The 21,448-nt window shown below is 67.8% G+C and carries 22 protein-coding genes; 14 read left to right on the forward strand and 8 right to left on the reverse strand.

Annotated features, from left to right (window positions below; genetic code table 11):
* Nucleotides 1-20: 20 nt before the first annotated feature.
* Genes VMT65_RS20355 through VMT65_RS20380 form a run of 6 tightly spaced genes read left to right on the forward strand, consistent with a single transcriptional unit; the run spans nt 21 to nt 6,241 of the window.
* The gene (locus VMT65_RS20355) at nt 21-1,568 is read left to right on the forward strand and encodes a FadD3 family acyl-CoA ligase (protein WP_326309889.1); all 1,548 of its coding nucleotides are present in this window, start codon (nt 21-23) and stop codon (nt 1,566-1,568) included.
* Nucleotides 1,565-2,449, forward strand: coding sequence for an enoyl-CoA hydratase (locus VMT65_RS20360; RefSeq protein ID WP_326309890.1), 885 nt, complete (start codon nt 1,565-1,567; stop codon nt 2,447-2,449). The genes VMT65_RS20355 and VMT65_RS20360 overlap by 4 nt, the downstream gene beginning before the upstream one ends.
* Nucleotides 2,450-3,580 (forward strand): acyl-CoA dehydrogenase family protein, encoded by a 1,131-nt coding sequence (locus VMT65_RS20365; RefSeq protein WP_326309891.1) that lies wholly within the window; start codon nt 2,450-2,452, stop codon nt 3,578-3,580. It begins immediately after the preceding gene.
* Nucleotides 3,581-3,599: 19 nt separating this feature from the next.
* Complete coding sequence (locus VMT65_RS20370) at nt 3,600-4,643, forward strand: acyl-CoA dehydrogenase (protein ID WP_326309892.1); 1,044 nt, start codon at nt 3,600-3,602, stop codon at nt 4,641-4,643.
* Nucleotides 4,644-4,683: 40 nt separating this feature from the next.
* Complete coding sequence (locus VMT65_RS20375; protein ID WP_326309893.1) at nt 4,684-5,727, forward strand: acyl-CoA dehydrogenase family protein; 1,044 nt, start codon at nt 4,684-4,686, stop codon at nt 5,725-5,727.
* A 16-nt stretch (nt 5,728-5,743) separates the two neighbouring features.
* Nucleotides 5,744-6,241: a YbjQ family protein gene (locus VMT65_RS20380; RefSeq protein WP_442790270.1), complete on the forward strand. Its 498-nt coding sequence runs from the start codon at nt 5,744-5,746 to the stop codon at nt 6,239-6,241.
* 4 nt (nt 6,242-6,245) lie between these two features.
* Here VMT65_RS20380 and VMT65_RS20385 read toward each other — a convergent pair whose 3' ends face one another.
* Nucleotides 6,246-7,670 (reverse strand): amino acid permease, encoded by a 1,425-nt coding sequence (locus tag VMT65_RS20385; protein ID WP_326309894.1) that lies wholly within the window; start codon nt 7,668-7,670, stop codon nt 6,246-6,248.
* A gap of 164 nt (nt 7,671-7,834) precedes the next feature.
* Between VMT65_RS20385 and VMT65_RS20390 the strand changes: the two genes are divergently transcribed.
* Nucleotides 7,835-8,587 (forward strand): DUF427 domain-containing protein, encoded by a 753-nt coding sequence (locus tag VMT65_RS20390; RefSeq protein WP_326309895.1) that lies wholly within the window; start codon nt 7,835-7,837, stop codon nt 8,585-8,587.
* Nucleotides 8,588-8,592: 5 nt separating this feature from the next.
* Here the strand turns inward: VMT65_RS20390 and VMT65_RS20395 are convergent, their stop codons facing one another.
* Both VMT65_RS20395 and VMT65_RS20400 read right to left on the reverse strand, forming a co-directional pair.
* Nucleotides 8,593-9,330: an SIR2 family NAD-dependent protein deacylase gene (locus VMT65_RS20395; RefSeq protein WP_326309896.1), complete on the reverse strand. Its 738-nt coding sequence runs from the start codon at nt 9,328-9,330 to the stop codon at nt 8,593-8,595.
* Between the two features lie 37 nt (nt 9,331-9,367).
* The gene (locus VMT65_RS20400) at nt 9,368-10,279 is read right to left on the reverse strand and encodes an AraC family transcriptional regulator (protein ID WP_326309897.1); all 912 of its coding nucleotides are present in this window, start codon (nt 10,277-10,279) and stop codon (nt 9,368-9,370) included.
* 96 nt (nt 10,280-10,375) lie between these two features.
* On the opposite strand from VMT65_RS20400, the gene VMT65_RS20405 reads away from it, so the two are divergent.
* Nucleotides 10,376-11,440 (forward strand): saccharopine dehydrogenase NADP-binding domain-containing protein, encoded by a 1,065-nt coding sequence (locus tag VMT65_RS20405; protein WP_326309898.1) that lies wholly within the window; start codon nt 10,376-10,378, stop codon nt 11,438-11,440.
* On the forward strand, nt 11,437-11,847 hold the full coding sequence (locus VMT65_RS20410; protein ID WP_326309899.1) for a cupin domain-containing protein: 411 nt from the start codon (nt 11,437-11,439) through the stop codon (nt 11,845-11,847). Before VMT65_RS20405 ends, VMT65_RS20410 begins: the two co-directional genes overlap by 4 nt.
* A gap of 6 nt (nt 11,848-11,853) precedes the next feature.
* Here the strand turns inward: VMT65_RS20410 and VMT65_RS20415 are convergent, their stop codons facing one another.
* Together VMT65_RS20415 and VMT65_RS20420 are read right to left on the reverse strand one after the other, a co-directional pair.
* Entirely contained in the window at nt 11,854-12,183 is a 330-nt protein-coding gene (locus VMT65_RS20415; RefSeq protein ID WP_326309900.1) for a hypothetical protein, read from the reverse strand.
* Entirely contained in the window at nt 12,183-13,412 is a 1,230-nt protein-coding gene (locus VMT65_RS20420) for a Rieske 2Fe-2S domain-containing protein (RefSeq protein WP_326309901.1), read from the reverse strand. The genes VMT65_RS20415 and VMT65_RS20420 overlap by 1 nt, the downstream gene beginning before the upstream one ends.
* Nucleotides 13,413-13,611: 199 nt before the next feature.
* Between VMT65_RS20420 and hsaA the strand changes: the two genes are divergently transcribed.
* The 4 genes from hsaA to hsaB are packed head-to-tail and all read left to right on the forward strand — an operon-like array spanning nt 13,612 to nt 17,172.
* Nucleotides 13,612-14,781, forward strand: coding sequence for a 3-hydroxy-9,10-secoandrosta-1,3,5(10)-triene-9,17-dione monooxygenase oxygenase subunit (gene hsaA, locus VMT65_RS20425; RefSeq protein WP_326309902.1), 1,170 nt, complete (start codon nt 13,612-13,614; stop codon nt 14,779-14,781).
* 3 nt (nt 14,782-14,784) lie between these two features.
* Nucleotides 14,785-15,663: a 4,5:9,10-diseco-3-hydroxy-5,9,17-trioxoandrosta-1(10),2-diene-4-oate hydrolase gene (gene hsaD, locus VMT65_RS20430; protein WP_326309903.1), complete on the forward strand. Its 879-nt coding sequence runs from the start codon at nt 14,785-14,787 to the stop codon at nt 15,661-15,663.
* 2 nt (nt 15,664-15,665) lie between these two features.
* A complete protein-coding gene (hsaC, locus tag VMT65_RS20435) occupies nt 15,666-16,565 on the forward strand; it encodes an iron-dependent extradiol dioxygenase HsaC (RefSeq protein ID WP_442790271.1) in 900 nt (299 codons plus the stop codon).
* A gap of 22 nt (nt 16,566-16,587) precedes the next feature.
* Complete coding sequence (gene hsaB / locus VMT65_RS20440) at nt 16,588-17,172, forward strand: 3-hydroxy-9,10-secoandrosta-1,3,5(10)-triene-9,17-dione monooxygenase reductase subunit (protein ID WP_326309905.1); 585 nt, start codon at nt 16,588-16,590, stop codon at nt 17,170-17,172.
* A 109-nt stretch (nt 17,173-17,281) separates the two neighbouring features.
* Here the strand turns inward: hsaB and VMT65_RS20445 are convergent, their stop codons facing one another.
* Both VMT65_RS20445 and VMT65_RS20450 read right to left on the reverse strand, forming a co-directional pair.
* Nucleotides 17,282-18,232 (reverse strand): AraC family transcriptional regulator, encoded by a 951-nt coding sequence (locus VMT65_RS20445; protein WP_326309906.1) that lies wholly within the window; start codon nt 18,230-18,232, stop codon nt 17,282-17,284.
* Entirely contained in the window at nt 18,232-19,215 is a 984-nt protein-coding gene (locus tag VMT65_RS20450) for an NADP-dependent oxidoreductase (RefSeq protein WP_326309907.1), read from the reverse strand. Before VMT65_RS20450 ends, VMT65_RS20445 begins: the two co-directional genes overlap by 1 nt.
* A gap of 293 nt (nt 19,216-19,508) precedes the next feature.
* On the opposite strand from VMT65_RS20450, the gene VMT65_RS20455 reads away from it, so the two are divergent.
* Nucleotides 19,509-19,976, forward strand: a complete 468-nt coding sequence (locus VMT65_RS20455; protein WP_326309908.1) for a hypothetical protein — start codon at nt 19,509-19,511, stop codon at nt 19,974-19,976.
* A 405-nt stretch (nt 19,977-20,381) separates the two neighbouring features.
* Here the strand turns inward: VMT65_RS20455 and dmpG are convergent, their stop codons facing one another.
* Entirely contained in the window at nt 20,382-21,446 is a 1,065-nt protein-coding gene (dmpG, locus tag VMT65_RS20460) for a 4-hydroxy-2-oxovalerate aldolase (protein ID WP_326309909.1), read from the reverse strand.
* Nucleotides 21,447-21,448: the final 2 nt, after the last annotated feature.

Consider the following 21,448-nt stretch of genomic DNA (forward strand, 5'->3'; position numbering starts at 1 on the left):
CCGGACAGCGAGGACGCCCTGTGACATCTCCTCCGCAGACCACACCGCTCGCCCTGCACGAGGCGGCGCGTCGTCATGGTGATGCGCCCGCCGTCGGCGACGGTGCCGTGCGACTGAGCTGGTCGCAACTGCTGGACTCGGTGCGTGAGACCGCCCGTGCGCTCATGGCGCGCGGCATTCAGCGCGGCGACCGCATCGGCATCTGGGCGCCCAATACCCACCACTGGGTGACGGCGGTCCTGGCCACCCACTACGTGGGTGCCGCGATCGTTCCGCTGAACACGCGGTACGTGGCCGACGAGGCAGCGGACGTGCTGGGCCGGGTGGACGCCAAGGCGCTGTTCATCGCGGGCACCTTCCTCGGCCGCGATCGGCTGACCGAACTGCGCTCCGCCGCACCGGAACTGGGTATCGAAACGGTCATCGTGATCCCCTCCGAGCGGGAGGAGCCGGTGGCCGACGCCATCGTCTGGTCGGAGCTGCCCAAGCTGGCCGAGGCGGTCGGCCTGGACGAGGTGATCGCGCGGGCCGAATCCGTCTCGCCCGAGGACCTTTCCGACATTCTGTTCACCTCCGGCACCACCGGGCGCAGCAAGGGCACTTTGATCGCGCACCGGCAGGCGCTGGCGGGCGCGCGGGCCTGGGCCGAATGCGCCACGCTGAACAGCGACGACCGGTATCTGGTGGTGCCGCCGTTCTTCCACAACTTCGGCTACAAGGCGGGCATCATCGCGTGCCTGGTCACCGGGGCGAGCATCATTCCGCAGGCCACCTTCGACGTGCCGGAGACCATGCGGCTGGTGCACGACGAGGGCATTACCGTGCTCACCGGTCCGCCGACGATCTACCAGACCATTCTCGAGCACCCGGCCCGCCACGACGCCGATCTGTCGAGCCTGCGGGTCGCGGTCACCGGTGCGGCCACCGTGCCGGTCGTGCTCATCGAAAGAATGCGCACCGAACTGCAATTCGATGTGGTGCTCACCGCGTACGGGCTCTCGGAGTCCGGCGGCTTCGGCACCATGTGCCGTCCCGAGGACAGCGCGGAGACCATCGCCAATACCTGCGGCCGCGCCATCGGCGACTTCGAGACCAGGCTGGCCGACAATGGCGAACTGCTGCTGCGCGGTTCGCAGGTGATGCTGGGCTACCTCGACGACCCGCGAGCCACCGCCGACACCATCGACGCCGACGGCTGGCTGCACACCGGCGATGTGGCGACCATCGACGAGCGCGGCTACGTGAAGATCACCGACCGGCTCAAGGACATGTACATCTCCGGCGGGTTCAATGTGTACCCCGCCGAGGTGGAGCAGGCCCTGGCCCGGCTGGACGGTGTGGCCGAGACCGCGGTCATCGGCATCCCGGACGAGCGCATGGGCGAGGTCGGCAAGGCCTTCGTGGTGCGCAAGCCGGGCGCGGAGCTGACCGCCGAAGACGTTGTGGCGCACGCCAAGACGCTGCTGGCCAACTTCAAGGTGCCGCGCTTCGTGGAGTTCCGCGATCAGCTGCCCTACAGCGCCGCCGGGAAGGTGCTCAAGCGGGAACTACGGGAGGAGAAGGCGTGAGCCAGGAACAGGGACCTGTCCCGGATGAGGGCGATGTCGTTCGCTACGAGAAGCGCGGGCCCATCGCGGTCGTCACGCTGAACCGGCCGGACTACCGCAATGCGCAGAACTCGGTCATGACCTACGCGCTCGACGCCGCCTTCGTGCGGGCCGTCGAGGATCCGGAGGTCAAGGTCATCGTCCTGGGCGGTGCCGGAAAGCATTTCAGCGCCGGGCACGATATCGGCACGCCGGGGCGTGACCACCACATCTCCTACGAGAACAAGGCCGCGCTGTGGTGGGACCACACCGACCGGCTCGGCGGCGATCAGCGCTTCGCGCGCGAGTCCGAGGTGTATCTGGGCATGTGCCGCCGGTGGCGGGAGATTCCCAAGCCGACCATCGCCATGGTGCAGGGCGCGTGCATCGCGGGCGCGCTCATGCTGGCCTGGTCGTGCGACATGATCGTCGCGTCCGAGGATGCCTTCTTCTCCGATCCGGTTGTCCGCATGGGCATTCCGGGCGTCGAGTACTTCGCACACCCGTGGGTGCTGGGTCCGCGCCGGGCCAAGGAGATCCTGTTCACCGGTGAGCGCTTCACCGCCGCCCAGGCTTACGAGTGGGGCATGCTCAATCGCGTTGTCGCACGCGAGGATCTGGAGACCGAGACCTTCGCGCTGGCCGAGAAGATCGCCCAGATGCCGCAGTTCGGATTGGCGCTGACCAAGAAGGCCGTCAACCAGTGCGAGGACCTGATGGGCATGCGCGCGGGCATGGATTCCGTGTTCGGGCTGCACCATTTCGCGCACGCCCACAATGCCGAGGTCGGCACCGACTCGCTGGGCGGGATGAACGCCAAGTCCATGAAGGCTGCGGCCACTGATCACAACGGGGCAAAGTAAGTGGATCTCGAATTCGATGCCAAGACCGAGGAATTCCGCGCCGAGGTGCGGGAATTCCTGGCGGCCAACGTGCCCGCCACTCCCCTGCCGTCCATGGACACCAAGGCGGGGTTCGAGGCGCACCGGGCCTGGGAGGCCAAGCTCGCCGAGGCTCGCCTGTCCTGTGTCGCCTGGCCCGCCGAGTACGGCGGCCGGGACGCCTCGCTGACCGAATGGGTCATCTTCGAGGAGGAGTACTACGCGGCGGGCGCACCGGGTCGCGTCTCGCAGAACGGCATCTTCCTGCTCGCGCCGACCCTGTTCGAACACGGCTCGCCCGAGCAGCTCGCGCGCATCCTGCCGAGAATGGCGCGCGCGGACGACATCTGGGCGCAGGCGTGGTCGGAGCCCGAGGCCGGATCCGATCTGGCGGGCATCCGCTCCACCGCCAAGCGCACCGAGGGCGGCTGGCTGCTCAATGGCCAGAAGACCTGGAGCTCGCGGGCCTCGTTCGCGGACTGGGGTTTCGGCCTGTTCCGCAGCGACCCGGAGGCCGAGCGCCACCGCGGCCTCACCTACCTGATGTTCCCGCTCACCGCGGAAGGCATTACGGTGCGGCCGATTCCGCAGCTGGACGGCGAGCCGGGTTTCGCGGAGATCTTCCTGGACAATGTGTTCGTGCCGGACGCCGACGTGATCGGCGAGGCCAACAATGGCTGGAAGGTCGCCATGGCGACCTCGAGCAATGAGCGCGGGCTGTCGCTGCGCGCGCCGGGCCGCTTCACCGCCACCGCCGCCAAGCTGATCGAGCTGTGGCGCACCGTGTCCGACGAGTCCGACACCGCCGTCGCCGACCGCGTGGTCGACGCCTGGGTGGGTGCGGAGGCCTACCGGCTCAATACCTGGGCCACCGTGACCCGCCTGGCCGACGGCGGCCAGCTGGGCGCGGAATCCTCGGTGAACAAGGTGTTCTGGTCGGACCTGGACATCGCCATGCACGAGACCGCCCTGGATCTGCACGGGGCGGCCGCGGAGCAGGAGTCGGGCTGGACCGACGGCTTCCTGTTCTCGCTGGCGGGCCCGATCTACGCCGGTACCAACGAGATTCAGCGCAATATCATCGCCGAACGCCTGCTCGGCCTGCCGCGATAGCCACAGGGAGGACGACGACATGCGATTCGCATTGACCACGGAACAGAACGATTTCGCCGCCAGCCTGCGCAAGATGGGCGAGGCCGCCAAGACCCCCGGCATTGTCCGGGCCTGGGGCGCGGGCGATTCCGCCGCCGGGCGCGCGCTGATCGGCCAGCTGGCCGAGGCGGGCGCGCTGGGCCTGACCAGCACCGAGGAGAACGGCGGCTTCGGCGCGGGGCCGGTCGAACTGATCGTGGCCTTCACCGAGATCGGCCGGGCCGCCGTGCCGGGTCCGCTGGTGGAGACCGCCGCCGCGATTCCCGCACTGCTGCAGGCACTTCCGGATTCGACGCTGGCCGCCCGGCAGCTGCCCGAGCTGGCCGAGGGCGCGAAACTGGCCACCCTCGCGCTCACGGCCGCGGCCGGGGCGAACGCGGGGCGGGTCGATGACGCGGCCACCGCACTGGATGCCGATATCGCCGATCCGGTGCTGATCGCCGAGGGCGACCGTATCGCGCTGGGCACCGCCGGTGCGCAGGTCAAGTCGGTGGACGCCGCCCGCCGGCTGTTCACCGTGACCCCGGGCGAAACCCTGGCCGCGGGCGAAGGTGTCAGCGCCGCAATCGATCTGGCCTTCGACACCGCCGCCCTGGCCGCGGCCGCCCAGCTGCTCGGCGCGGGACGCGCATTGCTCGATACCAGCGTCGAATACGTCAAGCAGCGCCAGCAGTTCGGCACCCCGATCGGCCGCAACCAGGCCATCAAGCACCATCTGGCCAACGCTCACATCGCCCTGGAAATGGCGCAGCCGCTGCTCTACCGGGCCGCCTTGACCCTGGAGTCGAACGCGGACAGCGTGATTCGCGGCCGCGACAGCTCCGCCGCCAAGCTGGCCTGCGGCGAAGCGGCCTACCGGACCGCCCGCATCGCCCTGCAGGTGCACGGCGCTATCGGCTACACCGCCGAATGCGACCTGTCCCTGTGGCTGACCAAGGTCACCGCGTTGCGCTCGGCCTGGGGCACCCCGGCCCAGCACCGCGCCCGCATCGCCACGGCCCTGCGCGCCGGAAACGTCGCATGAGCACGACCTCGAATCACCCCTACGACCTGGGAGCGAAGGCATGAGCCTCACTGCCGAACAGCAGGAACTCGCCGCGACCGTGCGCGCGGTGCTGACCAAGCACGCCGACAACGCGGCCGTGCGGCGCGGGCTGGAGAGCGAGCGCGGCTACGACGAGCAGCTGTGGAAGTTGCTGTGCGAGCAGGTCGGGGTCGCGGCGCTGGCGATTCCGGAGGAGTTCGGGGGCATCGGGGTCGGGTTGGTCGAATCCCTGCTGGTGGTCGAGGAACTCGGGCGCACCCTCGCCGCGCCGCCCATGCTCGGTTCGGCCGTGCTGGGTGTGCAGGCACTGCTGCTGGCCGGGAACACCGAGGCCAACGAGCGGCTGCTGCCCGAGGTCGCCGAGGGCGCTCGCACGCTGGCGCTGTGCTGGGCCGGGCCGCGCGGCTGGGATTCGTTCGGGGTGACCGTCGCCGGTGAAAAGCTTTCCGGCTCGGCGCATTACGTGCTCGACGGCGTCCACGCCGACACCCTGCTGGTGCTGACCGCCGACGGGCTCTTCGAGGTCGACGGCGCCGCCGCCGGGGTCACCCGGACCGCGCTGGTCACCCAGGACCCGACCCGCAAGCTCGCGCGCATCGACTTCGATTCCGTCGACGCCCGCCCCGTGGGCACGCCGAATGTCACCCGACTGCGTGAAATCGCCTGGGCGGCAGTGGTGGCCGAGCAGATCGGCGCGGCCGAGCAGTGCCTCGACCTGACCGTCGAATACACCAAGTCCCGGGTCCAGTTCGGCCGCCCGATCGGCAGCTTCCAGGCCCTCAAGCACCGCATGGCCGATATGTACGTGCTGGTCGAATCCGCCCGCTCCCTGGGCTATCTCGCCATCGCGGGCCTGGCCGAGGGCGGCCTCGACCCGATCGACATCCAGGCCGCCCGCCTGCACGCCATCGACGCCCTCAACGCGGTCGTCGCCGAAACCGTGCAGATGCACGGCGGCATCGCCATCACCTGGGAACACGACGCGCACCTGTTCTTCAAGCGCGCCCACGCCGACACCCAACTCTTCGGCACCCCCGCCCGCCCCCTGGCCCGCCCGGCCTAGCCGTACGATCCGCCTCATGAACCAACCCATGCCGCCACAGGGCCAGTACCCGCAGCAGCCGAGCCAGCCCGGATACCCGCAGCAGCCGCCGCCCGGGTACCCGCAGCAGGGCCAGCCGTATCCGCCTCAGGGTCAACAGCCCTACCCGCAGGGCCAGCCGCAGCAGCCCCCGGGCCCGCAGTTCCCGATCCTGGTCTCGACCATGAACGACGTTCCCGGCCACGAGATCACCAAGGTGATCGGCGAGGTCGCGGGCCTGACCGTCCGCAGCCGCGGCCTGGGCGCGAACTTCGCGGCCGGCTTCCGGGCCTTGGGCGGCGGCGAGATTCACGAGTACACGCAGCTGCTCTACCAGTCGCGGCACGAGGCGATCATGCGAATGTGCCAGCACGCCATGGCCTATGGCGCGAACGCGGTCATCGCCATGCGCTTCGACTGCAACGAGATCGCCAACACCATGAGCGAAGTGGCGGCCTACGGGACCGCGGTGATCGTGAAGGCCGCCGACCAGTAGGCGGTCAGTGGTGGAGCACCTCGACCTCGCGGACCGGGGGCTTGCGGCCGAGTTTGGCGCGCAGGGGGTAGATCGCCATGACCACCAGGAGGCTGACGGTGGAGGCGAGGAGCTGGTTGCGCTGGTCGGGGTTGCGGGCCATGGCCACGAAGACGGCGACGATGGCGACGACCACGGCCCAGCTGATGTAGGGGTAGCCCCACATGCGGTAGGTCAGGGCCGAGGGGTCCTCGCGGCGTAGGCGGGCGCGAAGTCGCAACTGGGAGAACATGATCGCGACGTAGACGAAGGCCAGGACCACGCCGATGGAATTCACCAGGAAGGTGAAGACCTTGTCGGGGGACACGTAGGAGGCGATGACCGCGCCCCACGCGGCGACGGTGCCCAGCAGCACCGCGCGGGCCGGGACACCGCGCTTGTTGAGCTTCACCAGCGACGCGGGGGCGTCACCGTCGCGGGTGAGAACGTAGAGCATGCGCGAGGAGACGTAGATGGCCGAGTTCAGCACCGACAGCACCGCGGTCAGAATCACGACCTGCATGATGGTGCCCGCCGCCGGAATCCCGATGTGGTCCAGCGCGCTCACGAACGGGCTCTTCAACACCTTGGCGTCGTTCCACGGCAGGATCGTCACGACCAGGAAGATCGAGGCCACGTAGAACAGGCCGACCCGCCACAGCACATTGTTGGTGGCGCGGGCGACGGTCTTGCCGGGTTCCTTGGATTCCGCGGCGGCCACGGTCACGATCTCGGTGCCGCCGAAGGCGAACATCACCACCACGATGGCGGAGAAGATGCCGCCGATGCCATTGGGCGCGAACCCGCCGTGCTCGGTCAGATTGCCGAAGCCGGGCGTGGACCCGGGCCACAGGCCGAACACCCAGGCCAGGCCGATGACCAGGAAGACGACGATCGCCGCCACCTTGATGGAGGCGAACCAGAACTCGAACTCGCCGAAGGACTTCACCGAGACCAGATTGACCGCGGTCATCAGCACCAGCAGCCCGGCCGAGAGGATCCACTGGTCCAGCTCGATCCAGGTCGACAGGATGGCCGCGCCCGCCACCGCCTCGGCCCCGACGAGGATGACGTAGAGGTACCAGTACAGCCAGCCGACGGTGAATCCGGCGAACGGGCCCATGGCCATGCGCGCGTACTCGCCCATGGATCCGGCGACCGGGCGGGCCACCACCATTTCGCCGAGCGCGCGCAGCACGCACAGGACCACGAGTCCGGCCCCGGCGTAGGACAGGATCGCGGCGGGGCCCGCGGTCCGAATGACCGAGCCGCTGCCGACGAACAGACCGGCGCCGATCGCGCCGCCGATGGCGATCATGGTCATGTGCCGACGCCGGAGGCCGGTGCGCAGACCCTGGTGCTGCTCGCCGCTGCCCACGTCCGTCACTTGGGCACCGCCGGGTTCCGACATGAGACCGCCACCTTCTTGTGTTGCTCGAGTGTTGCCAGAACACCTTATCGAGGCTGGTCAGCCCGGAAAAATCGCCTCCGGACCCGCGCCGGCGGAGTGTGCCGCGAATGCGCGAATCCCGCGCCCCGACAGGCGTTTCCATTCCGGGGGTACCGTCGGAGGGTATGACCGAAACACAGCGTGGCCGGGTGCGCGTCGAACCGAGCGCCAAGCGGGTGCGCGCCTATCTGGGCGGTCACCTGGCCGCCGACACCGTCCATCCGACGCTGGTGTGGGAGGGACCCCACTACCCCACCTACTACCTGCCGGTCGCCGACCTGCGGGTGAAACTCGAGCCCAATGGCAAGACCCGTCCGTCGCCCAGTCGCGGCGTGGGCACCGAATTCGATGTCGTCGCCGACGGCATCACCGCCGCGGGGGCGGCCGTGCGTCACCTCGACTCCCCCATCGCCGAACTGCGCGAGCTGGTGAAGCTGGACTTCGCCGCCATGGACGAATGGTTCGAGGAGGACGAGCCGATCTACGTCCACCCGCGCGACCCCTACACGCGGGTGGACATCCTCGCCAGCTCCCGCCACATCCGCGTCGAGCTCGACGGCGTGACGCTGGCCGACTCGCATTCCCCGCACATCCTGTTCGAGACCGGCCTGCCCGCGCGCTACTACCTGCCGCTCACCGATATCCGCATGGACCTGCTACGGCCGTCGACGACGCGGACCTCGTGCCCCTACAAGGGCCATGCCGAGTACTGGAATGTCGAGCTGGCCGAGTCCAGCCATCCGGATCTGGTGTGGATCTACCGCACGCCGCTGCCGGAGAGCCAGAAGATCGCCGGAATGGCCTCGTTCTACAACGAGAAGGTCGACATCTGGGTGGACGGCGAACTCCAGCCGCGTCCCAAGACGCCGTTCAGCTGAAAACCTCAGGCCCCCAGGATCTCCGAGACCAGTCGGGGCAGTGCCGCCCCGATCGGGTCGCGCACGATCTCGGCGGCGTACTCGTCGTAGGGGGTCGGCTCGGCGTTCACGATGACCAGGTCGGCCCCCGCGTCCACCGCCACCGCGCACATGGACGCGGCGGGTTCGACCTGGAGTGAACTGCCAACGGCCAGAAAGATTTCCGCGTTCTCCGCGATCTGCACGGCGGCGCGGATGGCGGTGGTGTCGAGCTGCTGGCCGAACATGATGACCGCGGCCTTGAGAATGCCGCCGCAGTTCGGGCAGTCCGGATCGGGTTCGCCCGCGGCGACCCGGGCCAGGGTGGCGACCATGGTGTCGGTGAAATCGCAGTCGATGCAGACGACTTCGAACATATTGCCGTGGATCTCCACCACGCCGTCGGAGCCGGCGCGCTGATGCAGCCGGTCGATGTTCTGGGTGATGATGCCGACCTCGCGGCCCGAGGCCGCCAGCCGTACCAGCGCCTCGTGCGCCGGATTGGGCGTCGCCCGCCAGGCCGGATTGTCGCGCCGCGCCAGCCAGGCCCGCACCCGCAGCTCCGGATCGGCCACATAGTTCTGGTAGGTCGACAGCAGCTCCGCGATCGGGTCCTCGGTCCAGACCCCGCGCGGCCCACGGAAATCCGGGATTCCGGAGTCCGTCGAGATGCCGGCCCCCGTCAGTACTCCGATCGGTCCCTTGCGAGTGCGCCAGTCCGTCACTCTGTCCACCCTAGGCCGAATCCACGGGCCGGGCCGTTTACACCGCAAGGACGGCGGGCTGCTCCTCGGCCCGCCGGTATTGTCCGGGCGCGACGCCGTATTCGCGCTTGAACGCCTTGGCGAACGCGAATTCGCTCTGATACCCGACCTTTCGGGCGACACCGGCCAGCGGCATATCGGTGTCGCGCAGCAGGCGGGCGGCGGTGAGCATGCGCCAGCGGGTCAGGTAGGACAGCGGCGGTTCGCCGACGGTGGCCAGGAAACGCCGGGCCAGGGTGGCGCGGCTGACACCCGCGAGCGCGCTCAGCTCCGGCACCGTCCAAGCCCGTTCCGGCGCAGCGTGAATGGCGCGCAGGGCCGCGGCGACGGCCGGATCGGTGAAGGCCCCGGCCCAGCCGGTCGGGGCGGGCCGCTCGTCGAACCAGGCGCGCAGCATGAACAGCAGCAGCGTGTCGAGCAGCGCGGGGATGGCGGCATCGGTGCCCGGCCGGGGTTCGGCGATCTCGGCGGCGAGCAGATCGACCGCCGAGCGGAGCGCGGGATGGCGACCTGGACGCGCCGGGAGATGGATGAACTCGGGCAGCTCGTCCAGCAGCGGATGGCTGCGCTGCCTGCCGAGTTCGTAAGCGCCACAGACCAATACGGTCCGCGCGCCAGGACCCGCGATCTCGCGCGGTTCTCCGGGCTGGGCGATCTCGCTGATCGGCGTGCCGAGGGCGTCGAGCAGATCGTGGTGCTCGCCGCGCGGCATGAACAGCACATCGCCCGCGCCCAGGGCGATCGGCTCCCCGCCGGGCGGCACCACCCAGCACGAACCCTGCAGGACCACATGGAATCCCGCGCCCGGGACCTTCGGATAGCGCCGACCCCACGGCGCGTGCCGGACGAACAGGCCGGACGCGGGACTGCCCGTGCGGATGGCGGCGACGGTCTCGCTGAGGATGTCCACCGATTCACCATACAGCTCATCGGTTGAGCGTTTGGAGCATCGTTCTGAGCATTCGAGCTATTCATATGCTCATCGATCCTCCATAACGTTGAGGGCATGACGAACGACGAATCCACCCGGTTCCCGACCATCGCCGTGTACGGTGCGAGCGGCCACACCGGCGGCTACATCCTGTCCGACCTGCGCCGCCGCGGCCTGACCCCGATCCTGGTGGGCCGCAATGCCCAACGGCTGCGTGCCGCGGCCGACGCGGCCGGACTGCCCGGGGCCGAGATCCGAATCGCGGCGGCCGATGACCGCGCCGCCCTGGTCGCCGCGCTCACCGGCGCGGACGTGGTGATCAGCAGCCTGCCCGGCTATGTGGACATCGGCGAACAGATCCTGGCCGCCGCCATCGAGGCGGGCGCGCACTACGTCGACATCTCCGGCGAGCAGCTGTTCACCCGCCGCGCCTTCGACGAGTACGGCCCGCGCGCCGAAAAGGCCGGGGTGAGTGTGCTTTCCGGAGTCACCGACAGCAATCTCCCCGCCGATCTGCTCGCCGATCTCCTCGCCCGCCGCCTCGGCCCCGCCGAATTCGTGATCAGCCACCACAGCCGCGCCGGCGGGGACGGCTCGCGCGGCAGCGCGAAAACCGTACTGGCCAGCTTGGATTGGTTCCGCGCGGGCGGCTGGCACTATGCCGACGGCGAATTTCGCACCGGCCAGGTCGATCTCGCGCCCATCGCGCACCCGAACGCCACCGAACCGACGGCGGTGGCCAAGTTCGCCTTCGCCGCGGTGCTCACCATTCCGCGCCACACCGACGCCCGCGCCGTCACGGGTGCGGTCGATGAGATCTTCCGCTCGAATATCACCGGCCTGACGCCCGAACTGGTCGCGAGTCTGCCCGAACGGCCCGGCCCCGACTCCGATATGCGCTACGACACCGTGGTCGACGCGCGCGGTGCGGATGGCCGCACGCTGCGCGGTGTGCTCAGTGGCGTGGATTCCTACCGGGACTCCGGCCTGCTCGCCGTCGAAGCGGCGGTGCGACTGGCCGCCGGCACCGCGAAGGCGGGCGCGCTCGCCCCGGCCGAGGCCTTCGACGCCGCGGACTTCCTGAATTCCCTCGCGCCCCACGGCATCACCTGGACGATCACCAATACAGTGGGTGCATGAGCGACGACCGACCGAAGCTGGCCGCGGAGTTGGATCTGGAACCGCATCCCGAGGGCGGCTGGTATCGGGAAACCTGGCGCAGCGGAGTGGAATTCGAACCCGAGGGCTACGGCGGGCCGCGTGCGAGCGCGACGGCGATCTACTTCCTGCTGCTGCCCGGCGAGAAATCCGCGCCGCACACGGTGACCTCGGACGAGATCTGGTTCTGGCATCGGGGTGGGCCCCTGCTGCTGAACATCGGGGGTGAGGAGGTCGTCCTCGGACCCGATGTCGAGCAGGGGCAGCGCCCCCAGGCGGTGGTCCCCGGTGGGGTTTCCCAATCCGCCCGACCGGCCGGAGACCACTACAGCCTGGTGAGCTGCGTGGTCTCCCCCGGTTTCGATTTCGCCGACTTCAGGCTCGACTAGCGAGCCCTACTGGTCGACTTCGAGAATCCCTTCGGCCACCGCGTGGTCGATGGTCTTCTCGAGATTGGGGCAGGAATCGGGCTTGCCGAACACCGGACCGTTCTCGGCGAGCTTCTGGAACACCGGGCAGTGCGCCGCGGGATTCTCCTTCCACTGCACCGTCTTCTGGTTGTGCGAGTGCTTGCGCACCAGCACCTCGGTGCCGCAGGACTGACACGCGATCGGTGTCATGCCCGATTCCATGTAGTGCTCTTTGTCGAGAACCGTCTGGGCGCGCACCTGTTCACGCTGTTCCGGACGGTCCGCGAAATCCGGTGCCTTCGCCCAGCTGGTCATCAGACTCCCGCTTCCTCCGACGAGGCCGCGTCGTCGGCGGCGGCCTCGGCCTCCTTGGCTTCCCGCTTCTTGCGCAGATTCTCCTCGACCTCGGCGGTCCAGGACTCGACGGCCTTGGAAGTGTCGATCTCGAATTCGAAGCGCTGCACCGACTTCGGATCGATATCGGCGACGTCCACATAGAACTGGTCGTACCAGCGACGCAGCTGATAGACCGGGCCGTCCTCCTCGGTCAGGAGCGGGTTGTCGATCTTGGACTTGTGCTTCCAGATCTCCACGTCCTGCAGGAAGCCCTCGGAGACGCCCTCGGTCATCTTGGCGGCGAACGCCTCCGCCTGCTCGTCGGGCAGCCCCTTCGGCTTCTCCAGCGAGACACCCCACTGCAGCATGAAGGAGTTCTGCGTGACCGGGTAGTGGCAGTTGATGAGAACCGTCTTGACCTCGAAGCCGCTGTAGATATTGAGCAGCGGGTTGATCATGTACGACGGCCCGAAGTACGACGCCTCGGACTTGAGCAGCACATCGATCCCGGCCTCGGCCGCCTGCCCGATGTCCGGACGCCCCTTGGTCTCCAGGTACTGCGTGGCCACATGGCCCTCGAGCACGTTCTTGAAGTACGTCGGGAAGGCGTAGTGGATATAGAAGAAGTGCGCCATATCCACGACGTTGTCGATGATCTCGCGGCAATTGGAGCCCTCGATCAGCATCGAATGCCAGGTCCAGTCGGTCCAGCCCGCGTTGCGCTCCTCCGACGGGCTGCCGTCGGCATTGGTGAACGGGCCCTCGATGTAGGGGATGGTCACCTCGTCCGGCGGCGGGTTGCCCTCGTGGTCGTGCCAGACGAACAGCTGGCCATTGCGCTCCAACGTGATCCAGGAACGGGTGCGCGCCAGCGGCGGTACGCGCCGGGCGTAGGGGATGCCGGTGCACTTGCCGTCGCCGCCCCAGCGCCAGTCGTGGAAAGGGCAGGCGATGGAGTCGCCCTTGACCTCACCCATGGACAGGTCGCCGCCGAGGTGGCGGCAGTAGGAGTCGAGCACCTTCAGCTCACCCTGGCTGTTCATGAAAACGACCAGCTTGGTGCCGAACACATTGACCGCGTGCGGCTTGCCATCGCGGAAGTCCTTGGCAAGTCCCAGGCAGTGCCAGCCCCGGGCGTAGCGGGTGGGCATCGAACCCACGTCGATCTCGCGGACCTTCCCGCGGGGCCCTTGGGCGGATGTCGCCATCGTTGATCCTCCTGTGAATGTACTAGAACACGTTACAAAATTGGCTCACGGTTGGCCAGCGATAGGACCAACTACCAGGATGGGGGCACTCTGAGCTGCGCCAGCAGCACGTTCTCGACAGGAATAAGAACGTGTTCTACTCTCAGGGGCAAACGAAGACCGCTTCCCGTACCAGCACCAGGCAGGAGCAACTGGCGAGATGACGCAAGAAGTAGTTGAGCGGGTCGAGGCGCTGCTGCCCACCCTGCGCGAGCGCGCCCAGCAGGCCGAGGATCTGCGCCAGATCCCGGAGGAGTCCATCAAGGAACTCGAGGCCGCCGGTTTCTTCAAGCTGCTTCAGCCCAAGCAGTGGGGCGGCTACGCGGCCGATCCGGTCGTCTTCTACGACACCGTCCGCAAGATCGCCAGCGCGTGCGGCTCCACCGGCTGGGTGGCGGGCATCATCGGCGTGCACAACTGGCACCTGGCGCTGTTCGATCAGCGGGCGCAGGAAGAGGTCTGGGGCGAGAACACCGACGTCCGCATCTCCTCGTCCTACGCGCCCATGGGCGCGGGCGTGGTGACCGAGGACGGCGAGGGCTACACCGTCAACGGTTCCTGGGCTTGGTCTTCGGGCTCGGGTCACGCGGACTGGGTGGTCGTCGGCGGTCCGGTGATCAAGAACGGCAAGCCGGTGGACTTCGGCTCGTTCCTGATCCCGCGCAGCGAGTACGAGATCAAGGACGTGTGGCACGTGGTCGGCCTGCGCGGCACCGGCTCCAACACCATCGTCGTCGAGAATGTGTACGTCCCCAGACACCGTTTCCTCAGCTTCCGTGCCATGAGCGAGCTGAAAGCGCCTGGCTTGGAACAGAATACCGATCCGGTATACAAGATGCCTTGGGGCACTATCCATCCCACGACCATCTCCACTCCGATCGTCGGAATGGCCTACGGCGCTTACGAAGCCCACGTCGAGCATCAGGGCAAGCGCGTGCGCGCGGCCTACGCGGGCGAGAACGCCAAGGACGATCCGTTCGGCAAGGTGCGCATCGCCGAGGCCGCCAGCGACATCGACGCCGCCTGGCGTCAGCTCTCGGGCAATGTCGCCGACGAGTACGCCTACCTGCTGCGCGGCGAGGACGTGCCGTTCGACGTGCGCGCCCGCGCCCGCCGCGACCAGGTGCGGGCCACCGGCCGGGCCGTCGCCTCGATCGACAAGCTGTTCGAGGCCTCGGGCGCCACCGCGCTCGCGAACGGCACTCCGCTGCAGCGCTTCTGGCGCGACGCGCACGCCGGTCGCGTGCACGCGGCCAATGACGCCGAGCGCGCCTACGTCATGTACGGCACGCACGCGTTCGGGCTCCCGATCACCGACACGATGGTGTAATCCATGACCTCCGTAGAAGAGATCACCTTCGAATCCACCTCGCGCTTCGCGCAGGTGCGCCCGGATCTGAAGCTGCACTACCACGAGGCCGGGGTCGGCAACGGCCCCACCATCGTGCTGCTGCACGGCGGCGGTCCCGGCGCGTCGTCCTGGTCCAATTTCGCCAAGAACATTCCGGTGCTGGCCAAGGACTTTCACGTGCTGGCCGTCGACCAGCCGGGCTTCGGCCTGTCCGACAAGCCGACCGAGCACCCGCAGTACTTCGTGCACTCGGCCTCGGCGCTGAAGGATCTGCTCGACACCCTCGACATCACCGAACGCGTGCACCTGCTGGGCAATTCGCTCGGCGGCGGCGCGGCCACCCGCTTCGCGCTGGACTACCCGGACCGCGCGGGCAAGCTGGTGCTCATGGGCCCCGGCGGCCTGTCCACCAACCTGTTCGCGCCGGACCCCACCGAGGGCGTGAAGCTGCTGTCCAAGTTCAACTTCGAACCCACGAAGGAGAACCTGGAGGCGTTCCTGCGGATCATGGTCTTCGACCAGTCGCTGATCACGCCGGAACTCATCGAGGAGCGGTTCGCCTCGGCCAGCCAGCCGGAGTCCCTGGCCGCCACCCGCGCCATGGGCAAGTCCTTCGCCGGACCGGATTTCGCCAAGGGCATGATCTGGCGCGACGCCTTCAAGTTGCGGCAGCCTGTACTCATGATCTGGGGGCGCGAAGACCGGGTGAACCCGATCGACGGCGCGCTCGTGGCATTGAAGATGGTGCCGCGCGTGCAGCTGCACGTGTTCGGTGGATGCGGCCACTGGGCGCAGTTGGAGAAGTTCGACGAATTCAACCGCCTGGCAACCGACTTCCTGCTGGGCGTCAAGGAGAAGTGAGCATGGGTATCAAGGCGCTCGGCTACATGCGCATCGAGGCCACCGATATGGCGGCCTGGCGGGAGTACGGGCTCAAGGTGCTCGGCATGATGGAGGGCACCGGGGCCCACCCCGACGCGCTCTACCTGCGCATGGACGATTTCCCGGCGCGCTTGGTGATCGTCCCGGGCGAGAAGGATCGCCTGCTGGTCTCGGGCTGGGAGGTCACCGATGCCCGTGCCCTGCAACAGCTGCGGGAGACGCTGTCCAAGAACGGCATCGCCTACACCGAGGGCACCAAGGACGAGCTCGCCGAGCGGCGTGTGGAGGGCATGATCCGATTCCAGGATCCCTCCGACAACACCCTCGAGGCGTTCTACGGCGCGCAGTACCTGGGCCGCCGGTTCGTCAGCCCGTACGGCCACAAGTTCGTGACCGCCGAGCAGGGTCTGGGTCACGTGGTGCTGACCTGCACGGACGACGCCGCGGCACAGGCGTTCTACCAGGACATCCTGGGCTTCCGTCTGCGCGATTCCATGCGGCTGGCGCCGCAGATGGTGGGTCGTCCCGCCGACGGCGAACCGGCCTGGCTGCGCTTCTACGGCTGCAACCCGCGCCACCACGCGCTGGCGTTCCTGCCGCTGCCCAACCCGACGGGCATCGTGCACCTCATGCTCGAGGTGGAGAACTCCGACGACGTCGGCCTCTGCCTGGATCGCGCCAACCGCAAGAAGGTCAAGATGTCGGCCACCCTCGGTCGGCACATCAACGACAAGATGCTGTCGTTCTACATGAAGACGCCGGGCGGGTTCGACATCGAATTCGGCTGTGAGGGACTCGAAGTCGACGATCACTCGTGGATCGCGCGGGAGTCCACCGCGGTCAGCCTGTGGGGCCACGACTTCAGCGTCGGATTCAAGTAGGGCGAACGGACAGGGACGGCTCATGACCACCGACGCAGAACCCGTCATCGACGGGCGGAAGTTCCGGAATGTGCTGGGGCAGTTCTGCACCGGCATCACCGTCATCACCACCTTCGACGGCGAAGGCGAGACGCGGGCCCCGATCGGGTTCGCGTGCCAGTCCTTCGCCGCGCTGTCCCTGGATCCGCCGCTGGTGCTGTTCTGCCCCACCAAGGAGTCCCGCTCCTGGGCGGCGATCCAGCGCAACGGCAGCTTCGCCGTGAACATGCTCGCCGAGGAGCAGCAGCCGGTGTGCGCCCGCTTCGGCTCCCGCGAACCCGACAAGTTCGCCGGAATCGACTGGCACACCTCGGAACTGGGGCTCCCGGTATTGGACGGCGCGTTGGCCACGATCCAGTGCACTGTGGACAACGTGCTCGACGGCGGCGATCACTACATTGTGATCGGCCGGGTACAGGCCCTGTCGGAGTCCACCGACTCCGGCAGGCCGCTGCTGTTCTATCGCGGCCAGTACACGGCCATCGAGCCGGAGAAGTCGACGCCCGCGCCCTGGCGTGCGGATCTCGAACACTTCCTCACCACCACGACGCTGGACACCTGGTTGTGACCAACTCTCGGTAGCTCTCAGGGGCTTCGCCCCTGAAACCCCAACTGCGAAGAGCACCTGTGGGATTCATCCACAGGTGCTCTTCGGTGTGCATGAATCTGTTGATAAGTCAGGCCGCTGCGGCGCGGGCTTGGCGGCGGTATTGGCCTGGGGCCAGGCCGTATTCGCGCTTGAAGGCCTTGCCGAAGGCGAACTCGGAGCTGTATCCCGCTCTGGCGGCGACCTTTTCGACGGCCAGGTCCTCTTCGCGGAGTAGCCGAGCGGCGGTGGTCAGCCGCCAGCGGGTCAGGTACGCCAACGGCGGCTCGCCGACCATGGCATTGAACTTGCGGGCGAAGGCCGCCCGCGAAAGCCCCGCATGGTCGGCCAGGGATTGCACGGTCCAGGGTGCGGCCGGATCGCCGTGCATGGCGGCCAGCGCGGGGGCGACCGCCGGATCACGCAGGGCCGCAGCCCATCCCGTCACCTGCTTCTCGGGCTGCTCCTCGATCCAGGCGCGCAGGATGTAGAGCAGCAGGGCGTCGATGAGGGCGGGCACGATGCCGTGCGAGCCGATGCGCGGATTGTCGAGTTCCGCGCCGAGCAGCCCGACCGCGGCGGCCAGTTCCGGATGCTTCCCGTGCCGTGCGGGCAGATGGATCACCTCGGGCAGCTGCCGCAGCAGCGGATGCGGCCGCTGGCCGTCGAGGTGATAGTTGCCGCAGAGCAGGCTGGCGGCCGGGCCGTCGCCGCCGAGTTGCAGCACGCCCACGGGCGGGCGTTGGATGTACTGGTCGGGCCGCGGCACCTCCGGCGGGGTGTCCGGGTGGTCGGCGAGGATGTGCCCCGCCCCGTCCCGCACGAACACCACGTCGCCCGGTCCCATGGCGATGGCCCGCGCGGGATCCTCGGTCGGATAGAACCAGCAGGTCCCGTGCAGCACCACATGGAATCCCGCGCCCGCGGTCGGCGGCAGTTGGAGGCCCCACGGCGCACGGCCATCGGTCCGCACCGAATTCGGCGCACCCGTCCGCATGGAGGCCAGGGCCTCGCTCAGCACATCCATCGCCCGCTCTCCCATCACTCGACGGTCAATACAACCTTGCCGACCGTCTGACCGGAAGCCACGATCTCGTGCGCCTTCCCCGCGTCCTCGAGCGGCAGCGTCTCGGCGATGGTCGGCCGCAGCTTCCCCGCGTCGACCAGCTCCGCGATCTGCTCCAGCCCCCAGTAGTCCGGCTCCACCGACACACCCGCGAACCGCCGCCCCGCCGCCTTCACGGTCTGCTCCAGCTCTGAACTCGGGTGCTCGAGAATCGTCACCAGCACCCCACCCGGCTTCAACACACTCAACGACCGCACCCCATCGGCAACGGAGTCGAACACGATATCGACATCCTGCACCACCTCGGTGAAATCCGTTGTCCGATAATCGATCACCTCATCGGCCCCCAGCCCCTTCACATACTCGTGCTTCCCCTCGCTGGCGAGCGCGATCACATACGCCCCCTTGGCCTTCGCGATCTGCACCGCCAGGTGCCCCACCCCACCGGCGGCCCGGTGAATCAACACCCGATCCCCCGCCTCGACCCCGGCCTTGTCGACGAGCCCCTGCCAAGCGGTGAGCGCGGCCAACGGCAACGCGGCCGCCTCAACATGACTCAGCGACTTGGGCTTCCGCGCCACCTGCCGCGAAGGCGTGGCGACATACTCCGCGTAACCCGTTGCCGCCCTGGGAAAGAACGGCATCCCATACACCTCTTCCCCCACCTCATACCGAGCCCCCGGCCCGACCGCCTCGACAACCCCCGAAATATCCCACCCCACCCCAAACGGCGGCTCCCCCAACAACGGAAACGCCCCCGACCGCACCGCCACATCAACAGGATTGACCGCACTCGCCTTAACCCTGACAAGCACCTCCCCACTCAACAGCTCCGGCTTCTCGGTCTCCACAACCTCGAGCACCTCAGGCCCCCCAAAGCTCTTCTGAACCACAGCCCGCATAGCCTTCATCTCCCTAACGAAGTCCCTCGGCTCATCCCTCGAACCGAACGAAGACAACGTTAGACAGCAAGGAAGAGACCATGAATGCTCTCGAGTCTCTCTTTTTTGTCCCTACGTATCGAAGCCAAGACTCACCCGCCTTGGCCACCTACCGGCGGTAGCTCCGTTTGTCCTCCAGCACACTCAAATCGACCGCACCGTCCGCGGCAGCCCGTTGCAGTCTCTTCAGAGCGACCGATCGACGTCGCACATCACGCATCCGGCGAACCCAAGCCAGTAGTGACCGCATGCTGAACCACCTCTCCGAAAGAGTTCTGAACTAGTTTAGAACTACGATGTATGCTGGCGCTATGGCTACCCGAACCTTCCCGTTCTCCACACTGATCAACAAGCAGACCAGTGTGTTCCCCGCGCTCGAGGACGCCGAAGTGATTCTCGAGCGGCGCGACGCGGAGAACCTCGTACTCATGCGCTCGGGACGTTTCGAGGCCATGGTCAAGGGGCTCAGCCTCGCCGCGCGTTCGCTCGGCATCATCGCGAAAGCGAACCGGACACTGGCCGAGGAGGTCTTCGCGGAAGAACTTCCGTGGCTGACCTGGCTCCCCGCCGACGCACGCCGCGAGTGCGTTACGGAACTGCTGGACCAGCTGCTCGCCGGAGCCGACACTGGTCTGCTGCTTCCGTTTTCGCGCGCGCTTCGAGAATGGCAATCGACTGCCGAGGTGTACTCCGATCCTGAACTGACCCGCCGCCTACTCGGACCGTTCGACACCAGCGAAGCTGCCGATGTCGAACGTCCGGGTAGGGCAGATGGTTGATCAGCTTGGTAGAGGAGACGAAGTACGCAGGCCAACGGGGTGGATCGTCCGATTCGCCGACCGGCAGTCCGCCAGAGGTTGGTCGGCGCTGATTGCCCAGGCTCGGGGCAACCTCGACCGAGCCTGGGTTTCGATCACCGCGAATCCGCGGTGTCCCGATGATCCGTTCCGGCAACACCAGCTCAGATGGGATCTGGGCCATACCGAGGTCGACGGCGTCAGGTTGGAGCAGTGGCAGTATGAGGTCACCGGAGGCGGTCGAATCTGGTATGCGATCGACGACGCTCGGCAGATCGTCTGGATCACTCAGGCGGGTACCGGCCATCCCCGCCAAACCGACCGGCGGCGGCGATGAATGACGCTGGGCCGCAACCGGAGTCGGTTGCGGCCCAGTTCGAGGGTGGGTCAGGCGTTGGCGGCTGACTTTTCCTTTTCGCGCTGGAGTTCCAGGGCGATGTCGATGAGTTGGTCTTCCTGGCCGCCGACGAGTTTGCGTTGGCCGGCGCGGACGAGCATTTCGGCGGCGGAGACGCCGTAGCGTTCGGCTTGGCGTTCGGCGTGGCGGAGGAAGGAGGAGTAGACGCCGGCGTAGCCCATCATGAGGGCCTGGCGGTCGAGGAGGCATTCGCTCGGCATGGCCGGGCGGACAACGTCTTCGGCGGCATCGGTGACGGCGAAGAAGTCGACGCCGGTCTTGATGCCGAGCTTGTCGCAGACGCCGATGAAGGCCTCGACGGGGAGGTTGCCCGCGCCCGCGCCGAAACGGCGTGCGCTGCCGTCGATTTGGGTCGCTCCCGCGCGCACCGCGTAGACCGAGTTGGCGACGGCCAGGCCCAGGTTCTCGTGGCCGTGGAAGCCGACCTGGGCGTCGTCGCCGAGTTCGGCGACCAGCGCCGAGACACGGTCCGTAACCTGGTCCAGCACCAGGGCACCCGCCGAGTCGACGACGTAGACGCACTGGCAGCCCGCGTCGGCCATGATGCGGCCCTGCTTGGCCAGGTTCTCCGGGGTGGTGGAGTGGGCCATCATCAGGAAGCCGACGGTCTCGAGGCCGAGGTCGCGGGCCATGGTGAAGTGCTGGATGGAGACGTCGGCCTCGGTGCAGTGGGTGGCGATGCGGCAGATCGACGCGCCATTGTCCTGCGAGATCTTGATGTCTTCCTTGACCCCGACGCCCGGCAGCATGAGGAAGGCGATCTTGGCCCGCTTGGCGGTCTCCGCGGCGGCCTTGATCAGTTCCTGCTCAGGGGTTTTCGAGAAACCGTAGTTGAACGAGGAGCCACCGAGACCGTCACCGTGGGTGACCTCGAGGACCGGCACACCGGCGGCGTCGAGCGCGCCGACGATATCGCGCACCTCCTGCACGGTGAACTGGTGCCGCTTGTGGTGCGAGCCGTCGCGCAGGCTGGTGTCGGTGACCCGGACGTCCAGATCCGCGGAGAACGGCTTGAGAATGTTCGAATTGCTCACTG

Source organism: Nocardia sp. CDC153, from assembly GCF_035818515.1.
GTDB lineage: Bacteria > Actinomycetota > Actinomycetes > Mycobacteriales > Mycobacteriaceae > Nocardia.

Bases quoted from the DNA above. Each gene is read 5' to 3' on its own strand.
- VMT65_RS20370 (WP_326309892.1), top strand. From the start codon at position 3,600: ATGCGATTCGCATTGACCACGGAACAGAACGATTTCGCCGCCAGCCTG.
- VMT65_RS20375 (WP_326309893.1), top strand. From the start codon at position 4,684: ATGAGCCTCACTGCCGAACAGCAGGAACTCGCCGCGACCGTGCGCGCG.
- VMT65_RS20380 (WP_442790270.1), top strand. From the start codon at position 5,744: ATGAACCAACCCATGCCGCCACAGGGCCAGTACCCGCAGCAGCCGAGC.
- VMT65_RS20385 (WP_326309894.1), bottom strand. From the start codon at position 7,670: ATGTCGGAACCCGGCGGTGCCCAAGTGACGGACGTGGGCAGCGGCGAG.
- VMT65_RS20390 (WP_326309895.1), top strand. From the start codon at position 7,835: ATGACCGAAACACAGCGTGGCCGGGTGCGCGTCGAACCGAGCGCCAAG.
- VMT65_RS20405 (WP_326309898.1), top strand. From the start codon at position 10,376: ATGACGAACGACGAATCCACCCGGTTCCCGACCATCGCCGTGTACGGT.
- VMT65_RS20410 (WP_326309899.1), top strand. From the start codon at position 11,437: ATGAGCGACGACCGACCGAAGCTGGCCGCGGAGTTGGATCTGGAACCG.
- VMT65_RS20415 (WP_326309900.1), bottom strand. From the start codon at position 12,183: ATGACCAGCTGGGCGAAGGCACCGGATTTCGCGGACCGTCCGGAACAG.
- VMT65_RS20420 (WP_326309901.1), bottom strand. From the start codon at position 13,412: ATGGCGACATCCGCCCAAGGGCCCCGCGGGAAGGTCCGCGAGATCGAC.
- hsaA (WP_326309902.1), top strand. From the start codon at position 13,612: ATGACGCAAGAAGTAGTTGAGCGGGTCGAGGCGCTGCTGCCCACCCTG.
- hsaD (WP_326309903.1), top strand. From the start codon at position 14,785: ATGACCTCCGTAGAAGAGATCACCTTCGAATCCACCTCGCGCTTCGCG.
- hsaC (WP_442790271.1), top strand. From the start codon at position 15,666: ATGGGTATCAAGGCGCTCGGCTACATGCGCATCGAGGCCACCGATATG.
- hsaB (WP_326309905.1), top strand. From the start codon at position 16,588: ATGACCACCGACGCAGAACCCGTCATCGACGGGCGGAAGTTCCGGAAT.
- VMT65_RS20445 (WP_326309906.1), bottom strand. From the start codon at position 18,232: ATGGGAGAGCGGGCGATGGATGTGCTGAGCGAGGCCCTGGCCTCCATG.
- VMT65_RS20455 (WP_326309908.1), top strand. From the start codon at position 19,509: ATGGCTACCCGAACCTTCCCGTTCTCCACACTGATCAACAAGCAGACC.